Raw genomic sequence first — 18779 nt, forward strand, 5'->3', positions numbered from 1 at the left:
TTGAATACTCGTTAGGTCTGTCTTGGACCTGACGAGCCTCTCTTTCCCGTCATCAATTCTCACCGCTATATTCGTTATATATTTTATAAATCTAGATTGATGTTTGATGCGTACAAATGTGCTTAATAACCATTTGTAAGGCAGGGTTAAACAAGCATCATGAGTAAAGCTCTATATTGGTTTACCGACGATTTGAGGCTTCAAGATAATTTGGCGCTCAATTCCACTCTTTATGCATCTAGCAGCATCATGTTTATTTATGTTGTGGATGAATCTCTTTTTTCGGCAACAAATTTTGATCATGTACATTTAGGTGAAAAGCGGCTTAAATTTATTCAACAGTCGTTGAGTGATTTGTCTGAGCAACTGCAGCAATTAGGTTACGAGTTATATGTATTCAAGGGGCACAGTAGAGAAGTCATAAATCATGTGATTACCCAAATGGAGATTGAAGTCGTCGGCAGTCATTTAGGCTGTGGCTATGATGAGCGAACAGCCTTCGAGCATATAAAATCAGACAATGGAAAGGTTCGATTTATACACCAGCACAACAACCTGTTGTTCGGTCCACAGCAGCTGGAAGACAAAGATTTAAGTGGCTCTTTTTCAAAATTTAGAAAAAAAGCAGACAAACTACAGGTCTCTTCGTACGTTGAAGATACATTCTCAGAGACTTTACCATTGCCATTAGTTGTGGACAGTACTGTGACAGAGAAGTATATGTGCAAAGTAGACGGGTCAATGGCTAATAATGAAAGTCTGCTCCAAGGTGGCGAGAAATCGGCGCTTGATTACTTAGAAGAATACTTTTCTACACAAAGCGCATCGTCATATAAAATGACTCGCAATGCATTAGATGGCAAGTATAACTCTACGCAGTTTAGCCCGTATTTGTCCGTTGGTAACATCTCACCAAGACAGATCATTAATAGGCTTGATATGTATGAGCAGCAGCACGGTGCAAATGACTCTACTTATTGGATCCGCTTTGAATTGATGTGGCGGGATTTTTTTCATCATAAAGCGATACAAAAAGGGAGTAGTTTATTTAAGTTTGCAGGAGAAAAAGGAGCGCGTCCTTTAACTACTTTTTACCCACAGCGATTCAAACGTTGGTGCAATGGCACCACTCAGTTTCCACTTGTCAATGCATGTATGAGGGAGTTGAACGAAACTGGGTTTATGTCGAATCGTGGCAGACAGATTGTTGCAAGTTGCTTAGTTAATGAACTCCAAGTGGATTGGCGATATGGTGCAGCTTATTTTCAGCAACAGCTGATAGATTATGACGTCGCCTCTAATTGGGGAAACTGGCAATATATCGCTGGCGTCGGTGATGACCCGAGGGGCGGAAGACATTTCAATATTGAAAAGCAGGCGCAGATGTATGACCCCGATGGCACATTTCAAGAAAAGTGGTCTAGCCATCCCAACTTATTCAGTGAAGACGTTGATATGGTCGATTGGCCTGTAATGAGTGAAAAGCATGGCCATTAGCGTTGTCTGGTTAAAAAGGGACTTGCGTTTACAAGACCATGCAGCACTGTATAGGGCGGCAAAAACAAATAAACCAGTGCTTTTATTGTATTGCTTTGAACCGATCATGATAAAAGATCAACACACTTCTCGTCGCCACCTTAGGTTTATATCCCAATCCCTCGAGGATATTTCAAAGCAAATTGACTCTGACAGTCTCTATTGTGCCTATGGGAGCATCATTGATGTGCTTGAGCAGATCAACCAAGAGGTTGGCATAGATGCATTGTACTCCCATCAAGAAATAGGGCTTGGCTTCACTTTTGAAAGAGATAAGCTCGTCGCAGCTTGGTGTAAAAAGTTTGGTATAAATTGGGAAGATTTCCCACAAGGCGCTGTGATCAGAGGACTTAAAGCAAGAACTAGTTGGGACAAAAATTGGCAAACCGTGATGCGTGAAGACACGCTCGATATTGATTGCGCCGAGGTTAATTGGTTTCCAATTGGCGCACACTTTTCCATGCACGTAGATATTAAGCGGTTTCAGTATGAAGCTGAGTCTGTGCATTTTCAGCAAGGTGGAGAGTCACTTGCTTGGCATGTTATCAACTCATTTTTTAATGAGAGAGGGAAGGAATATGCGTTTTCTCTTTCCAGTCCCGAAAAGTCTCAGCACCACTGCTCTCGTCTGTCTGCTCATCTTGCTTGGGGCAACGTGAGTTTGAGGCAGGTATATCAAACCGTCTTAGCGAATTGGAAAAAGCCACATTGGAGACGTTCTCTGGTTGCTTTTACATCAAGGTTGCACTGGCATTGCCATTTTATCCAAAAGTTTGAAAGTGAATGTGATATGGAGTTCAGGTGCGTCAATCGTGCCTATGAGGGTATGCCAAGGGTAAAGGGAGATGAAGCCGCTGTTCGTCTAAAAGCATGGCAAGAAGGGAACACGGGTGTACCTATGGTTGATGCGTGTATGCGCAGTTTGATTAAAACTGGGTATCTAAATTTTAGAATGCGCGCTATGTTGGTGAGTTTTTTATGTCACCACTTGGAGCTTGATTGGCGTGAAGGGGTTACCCACCTTGCTAAATTGTTCTTAGATTTTGAGCCTGGGATCCACTACAGTCAGTTTCAGATGCAAGCAGGGGTTACAGGGATAAATACAATCCGTATTTATAACCCAGTAAAGCAAGGTGAAGACAAAGACCCAGAAGGCATATTTGTGAAAAAGTGGGTACCTGAATTAGAAAATATACCAGCCCCCCTTGTGCATGCACCATGGGATTTAACAGACATGGAACAAATGATGTATGGCATTGAGCTTGGTGTCGAATATCCAAATCCTATCGTTGATTTAAAAGAAAGTTATACTCACGCTCAAGCGCTTATGTGGCATTGGAAAAAGCGAGAGGATGTAGCCATTGAAGCCAAGCGTGTTTTGGCAATACATGTAAGGTAAACGCAGTGCATAAAAAAGTAAATTTACCCAGCAAAGTATGTGTTACATGCAAGCGTCCATTCACTTGGCGAAAAAAGTGGCAGAGGGACTGGGTTAATGTCAAATACTGTTCTAAGCGCTGCGCTTCAAACCGTCACAAAGAGAGCCAATAAAATATGTCTCAAACTTATCAAACACTTCGCTTAATTCTGGGCGATCAGCTTAATGCAGGCCATAGTTGGTACAGTATCAAAGATGAAGGCATCTTGTATGTAATTGCTGAACTGAATCAAGAAACCAGTTATGTAAAGCACCATGTTCAAAAAGTATGTGCTTTTTTTGCAGCGATGAAAGCATTCGCGGTTGCACTGCAAAAAGCGGGGCATAACGTGAGTCATTTAACGCTGGATGACACCCACCAATTTGCAACATTGCCTGAACTACTCAATAGCTTGATAGCAAGATATGGCATAGCAAAATTTGAATATCAATTACCAGATGAGTATCGGCTTCGAGAGCAACTTAGTGCTTTTTGTGCACAAATAGACATCGAGAGCGGTGCCTATGAATCTGAACATTTTTATTTATCAGATAGCGAGCTTTCCAGTTATTTTAGTGCTGGTAAAAAGCATAGGTTAGAAGCGTTTTATCGAAAGATGCGAGTGAGATTTAATATTTTGATGGATGGCTCTACTCCCTTTGGTGGAGAGTGGAACTTTGACAGCAATAACAGAAACAAACTCAAACAAAAAGATCTTTCGGAGATACCTGAGCCGCTGGTTTTTGCAAATGATGTAAGTGATATATGGGAAAGGTTGCAAAGGCATCAGGTAAGAACTTTTGGAACATATGAAGCGAATAGCCTCTGGCCGATAACCAGAGCGCAAGCCAAAGAGTTATTGTGTTCGTTTTGCGAGACTCAGTTACCCAAGTTTGGATTTTTTCAAGACGCGATGACTTGTAAAGCAGATGATATGTATACAAAAAAACAATGGAGTTTGTATCACTCAAGGCTGTCTTTTGCCCTCAATAGTAAAATTATTAGTCCTCAGTTTGTGGTAGATACGGTTGTTGCCTATTTTATGCAGCATCAGCAGGAAATAGATATTGCGCAAGTAGAGGGGTTTGTCAGGCAAATCATTGGTTGGAGAGAGTTTGTTCGTGGGATCTACTGGGTAAACATGCCGCAATACGCTGGGCTCAATGAGCTAGACGCAAAACGAGATTTACCTGACTGGTTTTGGGATGGCAAGACGCATATGAATTGTCAAAAGCATGCGGTGAAGCAGTCTCTAGATTATGCATATGCTCATCATATTCAGCGTTTAATGGTAACGGGGAACTTTTGCCTGATTGCTGGTATTGACCCCAGACAGGTGGATGATTGGTATTTAGGTGTCTACATCGATGCGATAGAGTGGGTTGAAATGCCAAACACTCGAGGTATGAGTCAATTTGCAGATGGTGGCATAGTTGGCTCAAAAGCCTATGCAGCCAGCGGGAACTACGTGAACAAAATGAGTGACTACTGCTCAGACTGCCAATATGACATCAAGTCCGTTGCTGGTCACAATGCATGTCCATTAAACTCTCTATACTGGCATTTTATGGATACGCATGAAGGCAAGTTTTCTTCTAACCCTCGTAATCGTATGGTTTATGCCAATTGGCGTAAAAAAGCCCCTGAGCAAAGGGCGTTAATAATGGAGCAAGCGGCATTCTACCTTGATAACCTTAATAAACTGTAATTATTGGTGTTCAAAGTAAATGCGATAAGTACTGGACCAAATAGGGTAGTCAACATCAGTGGTGTAGCAAATAAAATCATCAGCAGCTATACCACTGACAGTGAGTAGATACCTAAGCTTAGTTTTTTGTTCTTCCAAAAGTTGACTGTGAGCAAAGTCATTTTCAAGAGGTGTTATTTTGAGTTCAGGAAACTCCGGAAAACGCTCAGTCCATAGGTCACTTGCCTTTAATTTGCCTTCTTCAACTTTTTGATTACTGTGATAGCAACCGATATTGACGGTACTACATTTGTCTATTTGCTTTTCAAGTAAAACAAGCATAGTGAGTTTTTTTACTGGGTTTTTAATCGATAGGCTGGTTGAGCTGCATGGACTGTTTCGATCCAAGGGGTTGACGACTTCGTCTGGGTTGTTAAACACAAAAGTGACATCGCTATTCTGGCTTGGCAAAGGGTCGAACACCAATCCAGAATTACTGGGTGAATAGGTACTAAATGCATTTAAAAAGCCAGGACTTGAAAGTTCTTTTGAAACACCCAGTGTGAACTCATTGGGCTTAAGGGCACTACTTGCTGTGATTTCGACTGGACCACTGAAATGTTCAGGGTGAGGATGAGTGTAAAACTGCACGAATGGCACTGCACCCATAAGCCTGTTTATACCTGACTTACTGATAAGCGCGACTTCTTGTAAATAGCTTGGATCGTTCTGATTTTCACGCAAAATATAGATACAAAAAACCTCTTCCACACTGAATTTTAATAAAGCTTTAGCTGCGTGATAGAGCTGAGCTTTATGCTCTGACCCTTCTTTTAGCACTTCACTATTTTTAGGTTCTTGTAACAAGCGTTTGAGGTCTGCATGGCTCTTAGCGTTGCTTTCTATACATTGAGAAAATAGGTCTACGACTTGATTAACTTGGCTTATCAATACTGAGGGAAGTAGGGGAGAGAGCTTTTCACAGAGCTGCTGTAAAGCTTGTGTTCCGGGTAGTTCAACCAAAACTTGTAAGCCATTATTGGCCTTGCAGGCTGCAAAAAAACGTTGGCTGTTCGAACGATTATAATCTAAATACTTTGCGAAACCGCCAATTGTGTGTGCATGCTCAGGCAAAGCATGACTGACAGCTAAAAATGTTTTTTGGATCCGCTCACCTAAGCGAGTTAATTCTGTTCGGTTATGTTGATTAAGTCCCATGCTCTCTTTTGAGGTAATTTTTGGTATCAGATTACATGGGACTTAGTCGCTTTAAAAGTAAAATTTACATTTTACTATCAGTTTGTTAATTGCAAGGTTGGATCCGCGTCCAAGGTCCCCAATCATCAGAGTTTGCTGGGTTTTCACCTTGTACCCACCAATTTGCTTCATAAATGACATTGTCATGAGCAACGCGATCACCTTTGAAGTACACTTTCTCAGCCGACCAGTTAGGTAATCCATTACAGCCGCCAGAAACCTCTCCTACAGAAACAACTTTACTTGATGTTGCTGATTGTCCTTGGTTATTTTTTGCAGTAAGCGTAATAGTGTATTGCCCTTTTACTGCATAGGTGTGTGTTGGAGAGGCAACTGAACTCGTTTTACCATCACCAAAATTCCACGCGTAGGACACGGCACCTGTACTCTGATTTTGCAATGAAACCGTTAAATTGTTTTTTGTAACAGTAAAGCTTGCGACTGGCACTGGATCAGATGAACCGTTGCAATCACTGCCTTTACGCCAAACGTTGCTGTATAAATCTGGTTGCGCACCTTGAGACCACCAAATTGCTTCATATACAACACCATTGAATGTCACTTTGTCGCCAGGTGAATAACTTTTCGTTGCTAACCAGTTTTCTCCACAGCTGGGCGGGGTTCCGACACGGACTACCTGAGAAGTACTATTAGTTTGTCCTTTTGTGTCAGTGACAGTTAACGTGACATTATATTCTCCATTCGAGTTATAATCATGACTGGGGTTTTCGGCGCTTGAAGAGGTGTTACCTTGGCCAAAGCTCCAATCAAATTGAGTAATACCTTTGTCATCAGTTGAAGTACTGATGAAGTTAACCATTGTGCCATTGACGCTATATCTAAAATCAGAAACGGGTGGTTTGTCATTCGGAATATCAATAATGCCCGTTTTTTGCTTTATCCAATCTAAGTAGCTGGTGGTACGAGTAAAGGCGGTTGCGCCCTGACAGGCAATTCCCCAACTCACAGTGCCTATGCTATAAAAATCACTCCCAACACGTACAGCATAGGGACCGCCGCTATCTCCATTACATGCTGAACGACCACCTTCACCACCGCCGCATATGACAGAGCCAGGAATAGAGAAATTAAGTAAAGAGCTACAACTATTGTTGCTGATGACTGGCAGTTCGGCCTCACGCAAAACATCGCTAGGTCTGCCTCTGTTTGAGGTTAAACCCCACCCCGATACTGTGACATAAGCACCAACATTAGCATATTGTGACTCAATTGCTGCGGTTGGCAGCTTAGCGGGTGTGTATTGGTTTGGTGCTGGTGAGGCGAGTTTTAATAATGCAATATCATAACCTGAACGGATCCCATTGGCACCACGCCATCTCTCATGGTTTATAATCTGAGATACCCTGATTGTTTGTCCATCGCCACGGCTAATGGAGTGGGCACCAACCCGCACTGTTAAACTTGATGTAGACGCGCTGTCTAAGCAGTGAGCAGCTGTTAATACCCAGTCCGGACTGATCAGTGTGCCGCCACAGCCTTGGCGTCCATTCATCAATAAAGCAACTTGGTATGGTCTTGAATATGCTGGGGTTTCAATTCCTCCAACGACATTCGGTTGAACATCAGTCGGTGGTGTAGCATACGCATTTACTGCGGCGACTGTGAGTGCAGATAGTAATAAATTAACCTTTTTCATGATGTATCTTTTCCTTCATATGCTCGAAATTGAGCTTTTATATGAATAATCTGAGATACATCTTGCTTTCAAGTGGTGGGTGAAAAATAAACAGTGGTAAGACCACGGATTTTTTAGCAATAAACTTTAACTTAAGTAACACTAACAGTTATTTGGGTGTAACAAAAATTTTACAATGGGCTGCTTGGAAAAGTTAAATAAAAAAGCGAGCTTGTATGCTCGCTTTAGACCCAGGGGAAGGAAGGGTTAGAAATTGTATCTCGCTGACAGCTTCCAGTTTCTTGGTTCGCCCCAAGTAACGCCGCCGTTCCATGATGAGATGCTATTGTAATAGCTCTTATCAAATAGGTTATCGACATTAAGAGATACACTTAAATGATCTGTCACATCATAGCGTGCCATTAGGTTAAATAAGGTGATTGAGCCATGATCACGACGTTCTGGAACTGTAATGTTGCCATATACTAGTTCGCCCCATGGTGTCGTTATGTCATCGTATACACCAGTAGGCTTAACGCTATCTACCCAGTAACCATCTTTCCAGTTCATGCCAATACCAACGGTTAAGTTCTCTACTAGACTTGAAGGCTGGTATGTGGTGTACAAGTTAAATAGTTGTTTTGGCACTTCAGTTTTGAGCTGCTCACCATCTTGATCTTCAGATTTTGCGTAAGAATAGCCTGCATATATATTGAAGCCTGGGAAGACTTCTCCGCTAACTTCAGTTTCAAAGCCGCGTGTTTGCGCGTCGTCAACGAGGATAGTTGCCGTGTTGCCTTCAGGTGTTTTCTGGTTGACGGTCGGATCTTTGATAGCGACATTACTTTTATTACTTTCAAAAATAGCGAAAGAGAAGTTCAATAAGTCTAGTTCAGCTTTTAATCCAGCTTCAATGCTGTCGCCTACAATAGGTTTTTGCAAATTGTCATTTTTGTCGTATTTGTCTTGAGGCTCAAATGCATCTGAATAGCTTGCGTAAACACTGTAATCATCATTAATATCGTAAATCACACCCGCATAAGGAGTTATTTCGTTATCAACTGCGAAGCCAGATTTGTTTTCAAAATCTATGGTATTTGTTTCTCTATTGGTTCCAAAGTTAATAACTTCCCAATCTGTTCGCCTTGCACCAATGATTGTTTTCAAATTGTCGGTGATAGATAGTCGCGTTGCGATATAGATACCACTACTGTCATGATTTGACAGCTTGTTAGGGTGCTTATCTTCGAAAGGATAATGAGGAATGTCACCTGTCCAAGAATAATAGTTAATCTTGGAAATATCACCGATGGCAACCTCTGATTGCTTGTGTGAATTACCAATGTTTGTTCTATCACGATCGAAGTTATTAAAACCTACAATGAGATCATGTTCACGACCTAAAAATTCAAACCCGCCTTGAAGGTTGATATCAAAGGTCTTTTGGACATCTTCAGAGCTACTGATGACAGCGCTGAAATTATGATCTAACCGCGTGGAACCGTCTTGGTTGTAATAGTCGAAATCTGCAGGGTATAAGAAAAATAATTCTCCGCCTTGCATATCAATGGTGTTATATGTAGCAATTGCATTTAGCTGCCAACCATTGTCGAAACCATGGCTAATCGAGGTGAAGTAAGTTTTTTCTTTCAGTGGCCATGAGCTGTTTTGTGCGGTTAAACCGGTGTCACTTCTTTTCGGATTGAATAAACTGCCATCTGCGAAGTAGTAAGGTGCTGCATGTGAGTTAATGACACCTCTAGAAGCGGTATCAGCATACTCATAGCCAACGCGAAGTAATGTACTATCAGCTAGATCGGCCTCTGCCGTCATATAAATAGACGTTTTTTCTTGACCGTATCGATCTACAAATGAGTCTCTATCATAATGTGCTGCAGCTATACGTCCTCGAATACTTCCGTCTTCGCTCAAAGGTGCTGATATATCAAGTTCAACGCGATTGTTATTCCATCTACCGGTTGTTGCGCCGACATAGCCGTCAAACTTTTTACTAATTGCACGTTTCCTAACAAGGTTGATGGTTGCAGTTGGTGAACCAACGCCAGTCATGAGACCATTTGCACCACGAAGTATTTCTACACGTTCATAAGCAATCGCATCACCGTTAACATCTGATCTTCTGCCACCAGGAAACTGTTGTACACCGTCAATTTGAATAAGGTTTACCGAATCACCACGTACAATAAAATGAGGACGGTCATGGCTTCGAGAAGTACTCGCATAAACACCCGTGGTGTGTTGCAAGATGTCTTTAATGTTAACTGACTTCCAATCTTCTAACTGTTGTTGTGTGATCACTGAAACCGACTGCGGTGTTTCTTTCAGTGATAAAATCATTTTAGTTGCTGATTTTGTCGCGGCATCAGAATAATTACCAGCGGTTGAAGCCGTTACGTAAATACGTTCAATTTCATTCGCTGTTTGAGCGCCGTCAGGTGCCGATTCTGCGAATACCTGCGTGCCTGTGAGAGCGGCTGTTAATGCAAGGGTGACAGGCGCTAAACGAAGTGTTTTTGAAGATTGAAAAGTAGAGTTGTCCATAAAATCCTATCCAAAGAACAAATATATGTCATGAACCAATTTGATATAAACGTGATAGAGACAAAGGAAATGGCGTTATTTCGTCTGTACCAAATATGGTGTTAAATGATAACGGTTTGCATTATCGTTACAATTCCTTTGAAGTCAAGCTGAATCGGATGCTATGGCATGATTATTTGTCATATATTAAGTTTTTAATATAACGAGAGATTTTAATATAAATTTTTTCACTTTGTTTATGTCCTGAATGAATGCCGCTTTGATTATAAATCCGGGCGACAAAAAGTTTGGCTGTTAGAGCAAGGTAATATTGATAATAAAGTCTCATTAAAGTAGTAAAATAATTCATCATCCCTTGGTTGTTTTTTAATCTGCGTTTGTTAATCTAGTAAGTCTTAGTATGGATGTACCTAGTTTGTTACCTGTGAATAAATATAAGAAGATAGGTTATGGGAGATTTATTTCTAAAGAGGCGAGAGAATTGGTTGGTATGGATAACTTGGGGGGCAGTGGGGTGTCTTATTTGCCACTATTTACTAAGTTATGTCAGCAATGCTTGGTTTTCACTTACTTCGCCAGCTTTTTTACTTATGGTTTTGACCGCTTGGATGAACTTTAATAAACGCTTTGACTTTTTTGCTGCCTTGAAAATATTCATGGTGGTGGCGTCTATTTCAGTTATTCCATTGTTGGCGAAAAAAGTGAGTAGCTGGGAAGAAGTGATCCACATTGCTGTCGATTCTGGCGCTTTATTTTTATGCATTGTATTTGTCAGTGTTATTTGCGCGCTGTTGGCAAGGCGGCCGAAACAATATTACTGATAAAAGATTTGAAAACTATTGCGCTAATTTCAAAAAACACTTTACATATTTATGAATAGCCTTTAATATTCGCGCCAACAACGGAGAGATGGCTGAGTGGTTGAAAGCACCGGTCTTGAAAACCGGCATACGTTAATAGCGTATCTAGGGTTCAAATCCCTATCTCTCCGCCACCTCATTCCCAAAACCGCCTAACGGCGGTTTTTTTCGTTAGGAGAGTTCAATGGCTCAAGATGTTGTTAAACATTGTTCATTATGGATTGTCTTTAGCTTCTTTTATTTAAGTGGCCTACAAATGGCTGTAATTATGTCAATTGATGGTCAACCTCAACCTACCATTTGGAAAACCTTATTTTATACCTTCTTGTATAATGCGCTTATAGGGCACCTTATAACTAAATATGAAAAGCTATGGCCATTTTTAGCTTCAATCGTGATATCTATATTTGGTGTTGTTGGTTTTGGTGTCTATTTTGACGATAAATTAGCAGGCTATAGTAATGAGTTAATCATTGGTTTAGTTTTATCTCTGCCTTTTGCCACCTTCTTGGTCAAACAATTAAAATCAAAAAGTTTAGAGAATAACGCCTAAGGCATTATAAATAGGGCGTGTATTTGCTTAGCGCCCTATAAGTTACCTGTTGTCTGTGCTACACTGCGCGTCCTTTTAGAATGATAAATAAAGTGAATTTATATGTCAGATTTATTCAACACAGACGCTGGTAAAGCGAGCTACGGTATTGGTCTTCAAATGGGTGAGCAATTAAAAGCTAATCCTTTCGAAGGTCTTGACTTAAACGCAGTTTTCGAAGGTATGAAAGACGCTTACACTGGCGGCGAGTTCCGCGTTGAGATCCCTGAGATCCAAGCTGCTTTCGAAAAAATCAACAGCGAAATTCAAGCACGTCGTGAAGAAGAAGCGAAAGTTCTTGCTGCTGAAGGTACTGCTTTCTTAGAAGAAAACGCTAAGCGTGCAGAAGTAACGGTAACTGAGTCTGGTTTACAGTACGAAGTTGTTGCTACTGGCGAGGGTGACAAGCCTTCTGCTGATTCAACAGTACGTGTTCATTACCACGGCACACTAATCAACGGTACTGTGTTCGATAGTTCATATGACCGTGGTCAGCCTGCTGAATTCCCAGTAAATGGCGTGATCAAAGGTTGGACAGAAGCACTTCAGCTTATGAATGCTGGTACTAAGTTGCGTCTATACATCCCACACGACCTAGCATACGGTGAGCGTGGTGCAGGTGCATCTATCGCACCTTACTCAACACTAATCTTTGATGTTGAGCTTTTAGAGATCCTATAATCTAGGTTTTCTTTAAAGTTGCATGCTCGGTACGTGCTGAGCATGCATATTTCTATTGATCGAAAAACTCATAGAGCTCTGAAAGGGTCGTCTTTCTTTCGTTATTTTCAACCAAAAACTCCATGCCATAATAGGTATATTCTTGGTCTTTCTCTTCTTTTCTAACAACTCGCGCTGAAATTTTCATCGGAGCTTGATTCATATACTCTTTATAGTTTTTTCTTGGTAAGTACATTATCAGCGTCAAATTCGTATCAATATCGAGTTCTTGATTTAATTGCTTGCTTAATGTTACACCACAACCAACGCAGCTCAGCTCACGGGTAATTGTTGAGTAGTCTTTATCCTCACAAATAATCTTAATCTTAATTTTTGCTTCAAGTCTGTCAGAACGTCTTTTTTCGTGACGTTTTCTAATTGCGTCTTTATCTTCATCAAAGTGAAAGCCATCCATCAAGTTGTTCACAAGCTCTGAAGTTTGATAAAGATCAGCACCAATCATTGAGACCATTTGTGCTTTTTCGGCATTTTGTTGAAGGGAAGAAAACAGGTGCTGTAGCTTGAGTTGCATTTCATGCATTTGATGACTCTGCTGCTCAGAGCGGTGGGCTATTTGATCATTTGCCGAGATAATGCTGTCGATAGTATTGGTCATTGCTCTTAAGGCTTGACCACTTTCGTCTGAGCGCTGTTTACTGACATCAACTTGATGGATGATATCTGTCATTAAACGTGTAACATCAACGACTTTATGCGTGAGTTGGGAGATTACGCCTCTGATTTCATCTGTTGAATTAGCCGTTCTTTGCGCCAAACTTCTTACTTCGTCTGCCACCACTGCAAACCCACGGCCTTGCTCGCCAGCTCTAGCAGCTTCGATAGCGGCGTTTAGGGCAATTAACGCTGTTTGGTCCGCAACAGTTGAGATTGCATCTGTGACAGACTCAATTTGTTCGCTAGCCGATTTAAGTTCTTCAACACCCGCTGATGCGAGCGTAACGACTTCAACCGTTCTCACCATTTCGTTTAGGTTACTTTCAACGGCTTGTATGCCTGTATCTGCCTCTGTTTTGGCTTGTTCTAATACAACTTGGCTTTGCTCTATGGCTTGCCCAGACTCCACCAATAGATCCATAAATGACTCAATGACTCGCATCACTTCCGAATAACTCGCATTTTCATTTTTAGCAACGGTGCTTATTTCAGTTGCAATGGCTGCAACTTGGTGTGCGGAGTGGCCAACCTGTCTTGACTGTCTGCGCACGGTAGAGATAGTCGAGGATAAGGAAAGCGTCATATGGTTAAAGCTCTCAGAAAGTTGGTTCAATTCATCGTCGGAGCGGATCACAAAGTAATCCTGTTTGGTTTTAAAGTCGCCGACTGAAATATTCTGTGCTCTACCTAATAAGGATTTGACTCGATTACGTAATTTACTGCTAAACATGATACTGATCACGCCTGCAATGATAATGGTTAATACGGAACTTAAAGCAAGTACAACAAACATGTTTGAAAGTGCGCTTTGTGTGTCATCAATGCCTTGTTTGGTGACGTGCTCAACGTGCTGGTTCATTTCTCGAAGCTCGTCAAAAATTGTTTCGGTCAATGGTTTAATGGTATTACTGAGGTGGTTTGTCGCAAAATTAGACTCGTTACTGGCTTGTTTTTCAAATGCTAAAATTGTAATTGGCGCAAGCTTTTCTCGCTCTTCACTATAAGCTTCCCAGTACTCAAGCTGCTGATCAGTGAAAAGCTCTTCATAATCATCAAGAATTGAAACAAACGCGTCACTGTTTTTAAACCATGCTTGGTCAAACCCATCAATGTTTTTTTGTTCGCGCGTTAACAAAAATGCGCGCAGTTCAGAAATAGCTGTCGCAAAGCTTACTTCTGAGTCAACAAGCAGCTTAAATAACTCAATTCTGTCTTCATCTAACTCTTGTTCACTCTCTATTTCTATCACCTGGGCGAGTAGTTGCACCATAGACTCCGCAAGCGGGATCGCGTCTGTGACTAGCAGTTTCACTGCTGGTTCATTATCCAGTGTATTCGCGATGTTGGAAATGATCTGTTGCTCTTGTTTGAGCTTTCTTAAGTTTGCGTTGATTATTGAGAGTTTACTGTCACTGAATCCGGTTTGCTTTGCAAATTCACTCAGGCTTGAAAAGTCTTGATCTATAGACTTCCATGCTTCATCGCGCTTGGTAATTGCAGTGTTACGTGATTGCACACTGCTGCCAGTAATGATTTGTTCCTCGAGCGCAATAAGTGAATCTAAAATGTGCATTTTCAAATCTGAATTGACGTTTACAAGTGGAATGGAAACAGACGAGACTTGCGTAAAATTACTGGCGAGCGTGCCTGTACTTAAATAGACAAAGAAGTTACTGAATATACCTAAAGAAGTAATCATGCCAAACGCTAAAAGCATTTGCGCGGCAATGCCCGGAACGAAACGAGAAATTTTCATATTGTGTCGTGAGCTCTGATTGTTAGTAGCCTAGGTGACAGTTTGTACCTAATTAATTGGTTTTAATAAACTTTTATTAAAAGCTACTAATTTTTTGATTTATTGAAAAATATAGACAATCCTTCGGTAAGGTCAAAGTTTATATCTAAATATTTACAATTGAAGAAGACTTACTGCGGGGGCAAGTAATGGATTGTAACAAGGGGATTTTGTTTTCATTTGCGTTGGCTATTAGCGCAAATGTGTTGGCGGTTGACTCGCCTGCATTCGGTAACTTATCGACGCCCGATGTCGATGACATAGAGTACTTTGATGATGAAGAGCCAAGTGAGAGAGAAATTGAGCTTGGTAAAATGCTGTTTTTTGACCACAGGTTATCAAAAAATCAAAATCAATCGTGCGCAACATGTCATAACCCTGAACTTGGTTTTAGTGATGGGTTGGCAAAGGGAATTGGCAGTGGTGGCGATATATTAGGCCGTAACGCGCCACATTTATATAACCTCGCATGGTCTGCTATTTTCTTTTGGGATGGACGAGCGAAGACTTTGGAAGAACAGGCATTAGGGCCCATCGTCTCTGAAGTTGAAATGCAAATGACGCCAAAAGAAGCTGTTGGTCGGCTTAAGAAAATTCCTTTTTATGACAAAGAGTTTAAAGAGGTGTATGGCAGCATAACGTTTGAAAATATCGGCAGGGCAATTGCGGCATTTGAAAAAACCATCATTAGTGATAATTCAGCGTTTGACCAATACCTTGCGGGAGAAAAGCAAGCAATGTCACACTCTGCGGTTCGAGGGTTGCAATTATTTGTCGGTAAGGCGCGTTGTGTGAAGTGCCATGATGGCGCAAACTTCACAGATGATAGCTTTCATAATATCGGTATAGAAGACAATGATGAAGGCCGCTTTCTTATTGACCCCAATAGCAAATTAAAGGGCGCATTTAAAACCCCTGGGCTTAGAAATATCATTATGAGTGCGCCTTACATGCATGATGGCTCACTGGCCAGCTTAGAAGAAGTGGTTGAGCATTACGACAAAGGTGCTGTGAACGTAAAAGACGTAAGCCCATTGATAGTGCCTCTAAATCTAAACCCACAAGAAAAAGCAGATTTAATCGCATTTATGGCTGCATTGACAGATCCTGTTGTGATACAGCGACCTAAATTGCCTAACTAAGGAGTAAAGATGAAACAGTATTTATTAATTGGTATGGGCTTGTGTTCCATATTTTCGGTGCAGGCAGCAGTGTTAACTGGCGAGTTAGAGTTTGTGAAAAAGCCGTCTTTTGTTGGTGTTGTATATGCTAAAGGAGGAAAGGGGCCGAGCACTGCTGAACTTGATCAATCGAACAAAATCTTTGATAAAAAAGCAGTTGTGATAGGGAGAAATGGCGAAATCACATTTAAAAACTCTGATGAATTTCAGCACAATATTTTTGCTAATGACCCAAATTCAGGTGTTAAGTTCGATGTTGGTTTAATGAATCAAGGTCAAACAACCAAAGTAGCCGCTGACTGGAGCGAAAACACACTGACCCGGATCGGGTGTAAAATTCATCCGAAAATGCGCAGTTATATAGCCAATGTCAATTCAGATGCATATCAGGTTTTACCCTTTACTAAAAAGCAAAAAGTTTACCCTATTCAATTAGATGTTGGAACGCACACCGAGTTTGTATTGCAAATCCCTAAATATGACCCTGTCGAACTTAAATTAGCCAAAGGACAGCAAACAAGTGTGGATGTTATGTATAAGGGGAAAAAGCGTGCGACGTTGAAGCTTGCTTTAAACTAGGGAAAAAACATGGTTAGTAAACTGAAGATCTTATGTCTCTGCGCAGGTTTTATCGTAAATTCTGTGACAGCTAATCCGTTTAATGTTTATCCATTTAAAGTACCTGATAAATATAAAGCCGCATTAAAAGATTACAGGACGCAATGGCAAAGAGTGACTGGGTTTGAGCATTCGGGTTTGCATTGGCAGCAGTTTATCGTGGTATTTTTAAATAAAGATATCAAGGTATACGAAAACAACTACTTGGAATACCTTCGTTATTATCAGGACTATGATGAAGACGATGAGGATGAGGAAGAAGTTACTGAGCCAAGCTTTAAATCGTACCAACCAGGTACCATTGTTTTAAAAGAAAACTTTTCCTCACAATCTGGCGCTCCTCACGATGCGCTCACTATTACAATGATGATAAAAAGAGAAAAAGGCTATTCAAAAGGATTTGGAGATTGGGAGTATGTTCAGTTTGATAAAGAAGGGACACTGATACTTGCGGGGAAGGGGAGCGAGCCGGTAATTAAGCAAATGTGCTCTAATTGTCATGCAAGTATTGAAGAGCGAGATTTTATTTTCGCAAATTTCTACTCAAGGAAAAAGTAATACAGGCCGGTTAGTACAGCCTGTATTGATATAAATATATTGTTTATAAATCTAGTAACTCGAGGGCCCTGTGTGCTGATGCAATTGCACCTTCTTGCCAGCCACTCAAGTAAGTTGTGTGGTCACCGGCAAACACATATGGGCCATCGCAATGAGAAAACGCTTCAATAGGAAGACGCGAAGACCAGCCGCCTTTAGAGTAAGGCGTGTTTTTCCAAGAACGCGAAACGGGAGCATAGACATGATCTGAAGTGTCAGGATGGACAAGTGACATTTGAGAGATAGCATCACTGATCCGTTGATATTCCGATTGCTCTGCGAACCTATCCCCAGCTGGACCTCCAAAAATATAACCGCCAACTAAAATGCCCTGATCACTACCAAACTTTGCCGATGGATACCAAATTTGTGCATTGTCGGTATCTAACCAGCTTATCCCACCGAAAATCTGCTCGTTCGTTTCCCAAAAGCGTTTTGACTGAAACGCAATTTTGCCGGCAGAAGAATATTGTGCTTGTTGTATTTCTTGTGAAATTTCATTAGAAAAGTCATGCTCAATATCTTGTAGTACTGTTAGTGGCAGGGTAACGATTACCTTTTCAGCTGTGATTGTCTTTATTCGCCCATGTTTATTTTCATAAGTGACTTCCGCGCCATCTGCTGAACGTTTGATCGCCAGTACTTTACTGTTATAGCGGATATTACCCGGTAACCGGCTAGTGAACCCCTTCACAATTTTATCCATGCCTCCTTTTGGTTGTAGCATGACAGACTGCTGGTGGAGTGATTGTTCAAAGTGAATACGGTTTTTCCATTTATCAATATATTGAAGTAGCTCTTCAAAATGAGTCGGTTCAATGCCTTGTTCTGGTGTGAAGGTTCCACTATCTTGCGTCACCCCTGCGCGAATAGACGACGTGAAGTTGAAATTGTCATCTAGTTCACCAAAGCTTTTGAGCATTTCTAACATATGTTGATTTTGGCTATGTGGAATGAGGTGAGAGGTGAGGTTTTGATCGATTGCTTTGGCCAAAGTTGATGCTATCAGACCTCGCTGACTTGCGTATACTTCTCGGGACTTTAAAGTGTGTGATGGACTGAAAGAAAAGTGAGTATTTCTATTGTCGTTAATTAAAGGCTCTAACGGGATAGAGAACTCGTGACAATAAGAGAGCACTCGCTTATGTTGTGCAGAGATACGAGCAGGGCCGACATTAAAGTATAAATTTCTATCGGCAGAAAAATCACAAATTGATGTACGGTCGAACTCTTCAATCACAGAACCGTGGCGAATGGTTTCATTTCGACCTCCAGGCCTTGAGCGAGCTTCTAGTATTTTGTATTTAATTCCTTGCTTTGCTAACTCATACGCGGCGCAGAGCCCTGAAATACCAGCGCCAAGTATTAATATCTCCTCCTCTTGTTCTCCTTGGTTTTTCATGGAGTTACGCCATGCTTGAATATCAACAGGGGCGATTGATTGATCTGCCAATACACTTGGTGACACTGAGCCTAATAGTGTGGCTGCAGTCACTTTTTGTATGAAATCTCGTCTATCTTTATGCATTTGTTCATGTCCTTGAATTGATTGGTTTGTATCCAAAACATTAACAGATTAAGTTTTGTTGACAATTAGAATGATTTTTTTTCATTTAGGGAACGGTGTATATAATCGGGGGAATAT

The 18779-nt window shown here is 41.1% G+C and carries 16 protein-coding genes and 1 tRNA gene; 12 read left to right on the forward strand and 5 right to left on the reverse strand.

The features are described from left to right. Positions 1-159: 159 nt before the first annotated feature. The 4 genes from N477_RS13655 to N477_RS13665 are packed head-to-tail and all read left to right on the forward strand — an operon-like array spanning position 160 to position 4662. A complete protein-coding gene (locus tag N477_RS13655; RefSeq protein ID WP_063359858.1) occupies positions 160-1497 on the forward strand; it encodes a DASH family cryptochrome in 1338 nt (445 codons plus the stop codon). Next, positions 1487-2935, forward strand: a complete 1449-nt coding sequence (locus N477_RS13660; protein WP_063359857.1) for a cryptochrome/deoxyribodipyrimidine photo-lyase family protein — start codon at positions 1487-1489, stop codon at positions 2933-2935. Before N477_RS13655 ends, N477_RS13660 begins: the two co-directional genes overlap by 11 nt. Positions 2936-2940: 5 nt before the next feature. Then, on the forward strand, positions 2941-3087 hold the full coding sequence (locus N477_RS25655; RefSeq protein ID WP_081216295.1) for a DUF2256 domain-containing protein: 147 nt from the start codon (positions 2941-2943) through the stop codon (positions 3085-3087). Between the two features lie 3 nt (positions 3088-3090). Beyond that, positions 3091-4662, forward strand: coding sequence for a cryptochrome/photolyase family protein (locus N477_RS13665; RefSeq protein ID WP_063359856.1), 1572 nt, complete (start codon positions 3091-3093; stop codon positions 4660-4662). Here the strand turns inward: N477_RS13665 and N477_RS13670 are convergent, their stop codons facing one another. From N477_RS13670 to N477_RS13680, 3 genes are all read right to left on the reverse strand, one after another. Further along, positions 4663-5859: a hypothetical protein gene (locus N477_RS13670; RefSeq protein ID WP_063359855.1), complete on the reverse strand. Its 1197-nt coding sequence runs from the start codon at positions 5857-5859 to the stop codon at positions 4663-4665. An 85-nt stretch (positions 5860-5944) separates the two neighbouring features. Further along, complete coding sequence (locus N477_RS13675) at positions 5945-7555, reverse strand: trypsin-like serine protease (protein ID WP_063359854.1); 1611 nt, start codon at positions 7553-7555, stop codon at positions 5945-5947. 246 nt (positions 7556-7801) lie between these two features. Continuing rightward, positions 7802-10096 carry a TonB-dependent siderophore receptor gene (locus N477_RS13680; RefSeq protein ID WP_063359853.1) on the reverse strand — a complete coding sequence of 765 codons (2295 nt, stop codon included), beginning with the start codon at positions 10094-10096 and terminating at the stop codon, positions 7802-7804. 400 nt (positions 10097-10496) lie between these two features. On the opposite strand from N477_RS13680, the gene N477_RS26045 reads away from it, so the two are divergent. From N477_RS26045 to N477_RS13695, 5 genes are all read left to right on the forward strand, one after another. Further along, a complete protein-coding gene (locus tag N477_RS26045) occupies positions 10497-10715 on the forward strand; it encodes a hypothetical protein (RefSeq protein ID WP_155731892.1) in 219 nt (72 codons plus the stop codon). Further along, a complete protein-coding gene (locus N477_RS26050; RefSeq protein ID WP_155731893.1) occupies positions 10705-10917 on the forward strand; it encodes a hypothetical protein in 213 nt (70 codons plus the stop codon). Before N477_RS26045 ends, N477_RS26050 begins: the two co-directional genes overlap by 11 nt. 82 nt (positions 10918-10999) lie before the next feature. After that, positions 11000-11090, forward strand: a tRNA-Ser gene (locus tag N477_RS13685). A gap of 50 nt (positions 11091-11140) precedes the next feature. Then, entirely contained in the window at positions 11141-11509 is a 369-nt protein-coding gene (locus N477_RS13690; protein ID WP_063359851.1) for a hypothetical protein, read from the forward strand. Between the two features lie 102 nt (positions 11510-11611). Next, positions 11612-12229: an FKBP-type peptidyl-prolyl cis-trans isomerase gene (locus N477_RS13695; protein WP_063359850.1), complete on the forward strand. Its 618-nt coding sequence runs from the start codon at positions 11612-11614 to the stop codon at positions 12227-12229. A 52-nt stretch (positions 12230-12281) separates the two neighbouring features. Here N477_RS13695 and N477_RS13700 read toward each other — a convergent pair whose 3' ends face one another. Next, positions 12282-14699: a methyl-accepting chemotaxis protein gene (locus tag N477_RS13700; RefSeq protein ID WP_063359849.1), complete on the reverse strand. Its 2418-nt coding sequence runs from the start codon at positions 14697-14699 to the stop codon at positions 12282-12284. A 188-nt stretch (positions 14700-14887) separates the two neighbouring features. On the opposite strand from N477_RS13700, the gene N477_RS13705 reads away from it, so the two are divergent. The 3 genes from N477_RS13705 to N477_RS13715 are packed head-to-tail and all read left to right on the forward strand — an operon-like array spanning position 14888 to position 17095. After that, positions 14888-15880, forward strand: coding sequence for a cytochrome-c peroxidase (locus N477_RS13705; RefSeq protein WP_063359848.1), 993 nt, complete (start codon positions 14888-14890; stop codon positions 15878-15880). A gap of 9 nt (positions 15881-15889) precedes the next feature. Further along, positions 15890-16498 carry a hypothetical protein gene (locus N477_RS13710; protein ID WP_063359847.1) on the forward strand — a complete coding sequence of 203 codons (609 nt, stop codon included), beginning with the start codon at positions 15890-15892 and terminating at the stop codon, positions 16496-16498. A 9-nt stretch (positions 16499-16507) separates the two neighbouring features. Beyond that, positions 16508-17095 carry a cytochrome P460 family protein gene (locus N477_RS13715; RefSeq protein WP_063359846.1) on the forward strand — a complete coding sequence of 196 codons (588 nt, stop codon included), beginning with the start codon at positions 16508-16510 and terminating at the stop codon, positions 17093-17095. Between the two features lie 43 nt (positions 17096-17138). Here N477_RS13715 and N477_RS13720 read toward each other — a convergent pair whose 3' ends face one another. Next, positions 17139-18662, reverse strand: coding sequence for a flavin monoamine oxidase family protein (locus N477_RS13720; protein ID WP_063359845.1), 1524 nt, complete (start codon positions 18660-18662; stop codon positions 17139-17141). Positions 18663-18779: the final 117 nt, after the last annotated feature.

This window comes from Pseudoalteromonas luteoviolacea H33-S, from assembly GCF_001625695.1.
GTDB classification, from domain to species: domain Bacteria; phylum Pseudomonadota; class Gammaproteobacteria; order Enterobacterales; family Alteromonadaceae; genus Pseudoalteromonas; species Pseudoalteromonas luteoviolacea_B.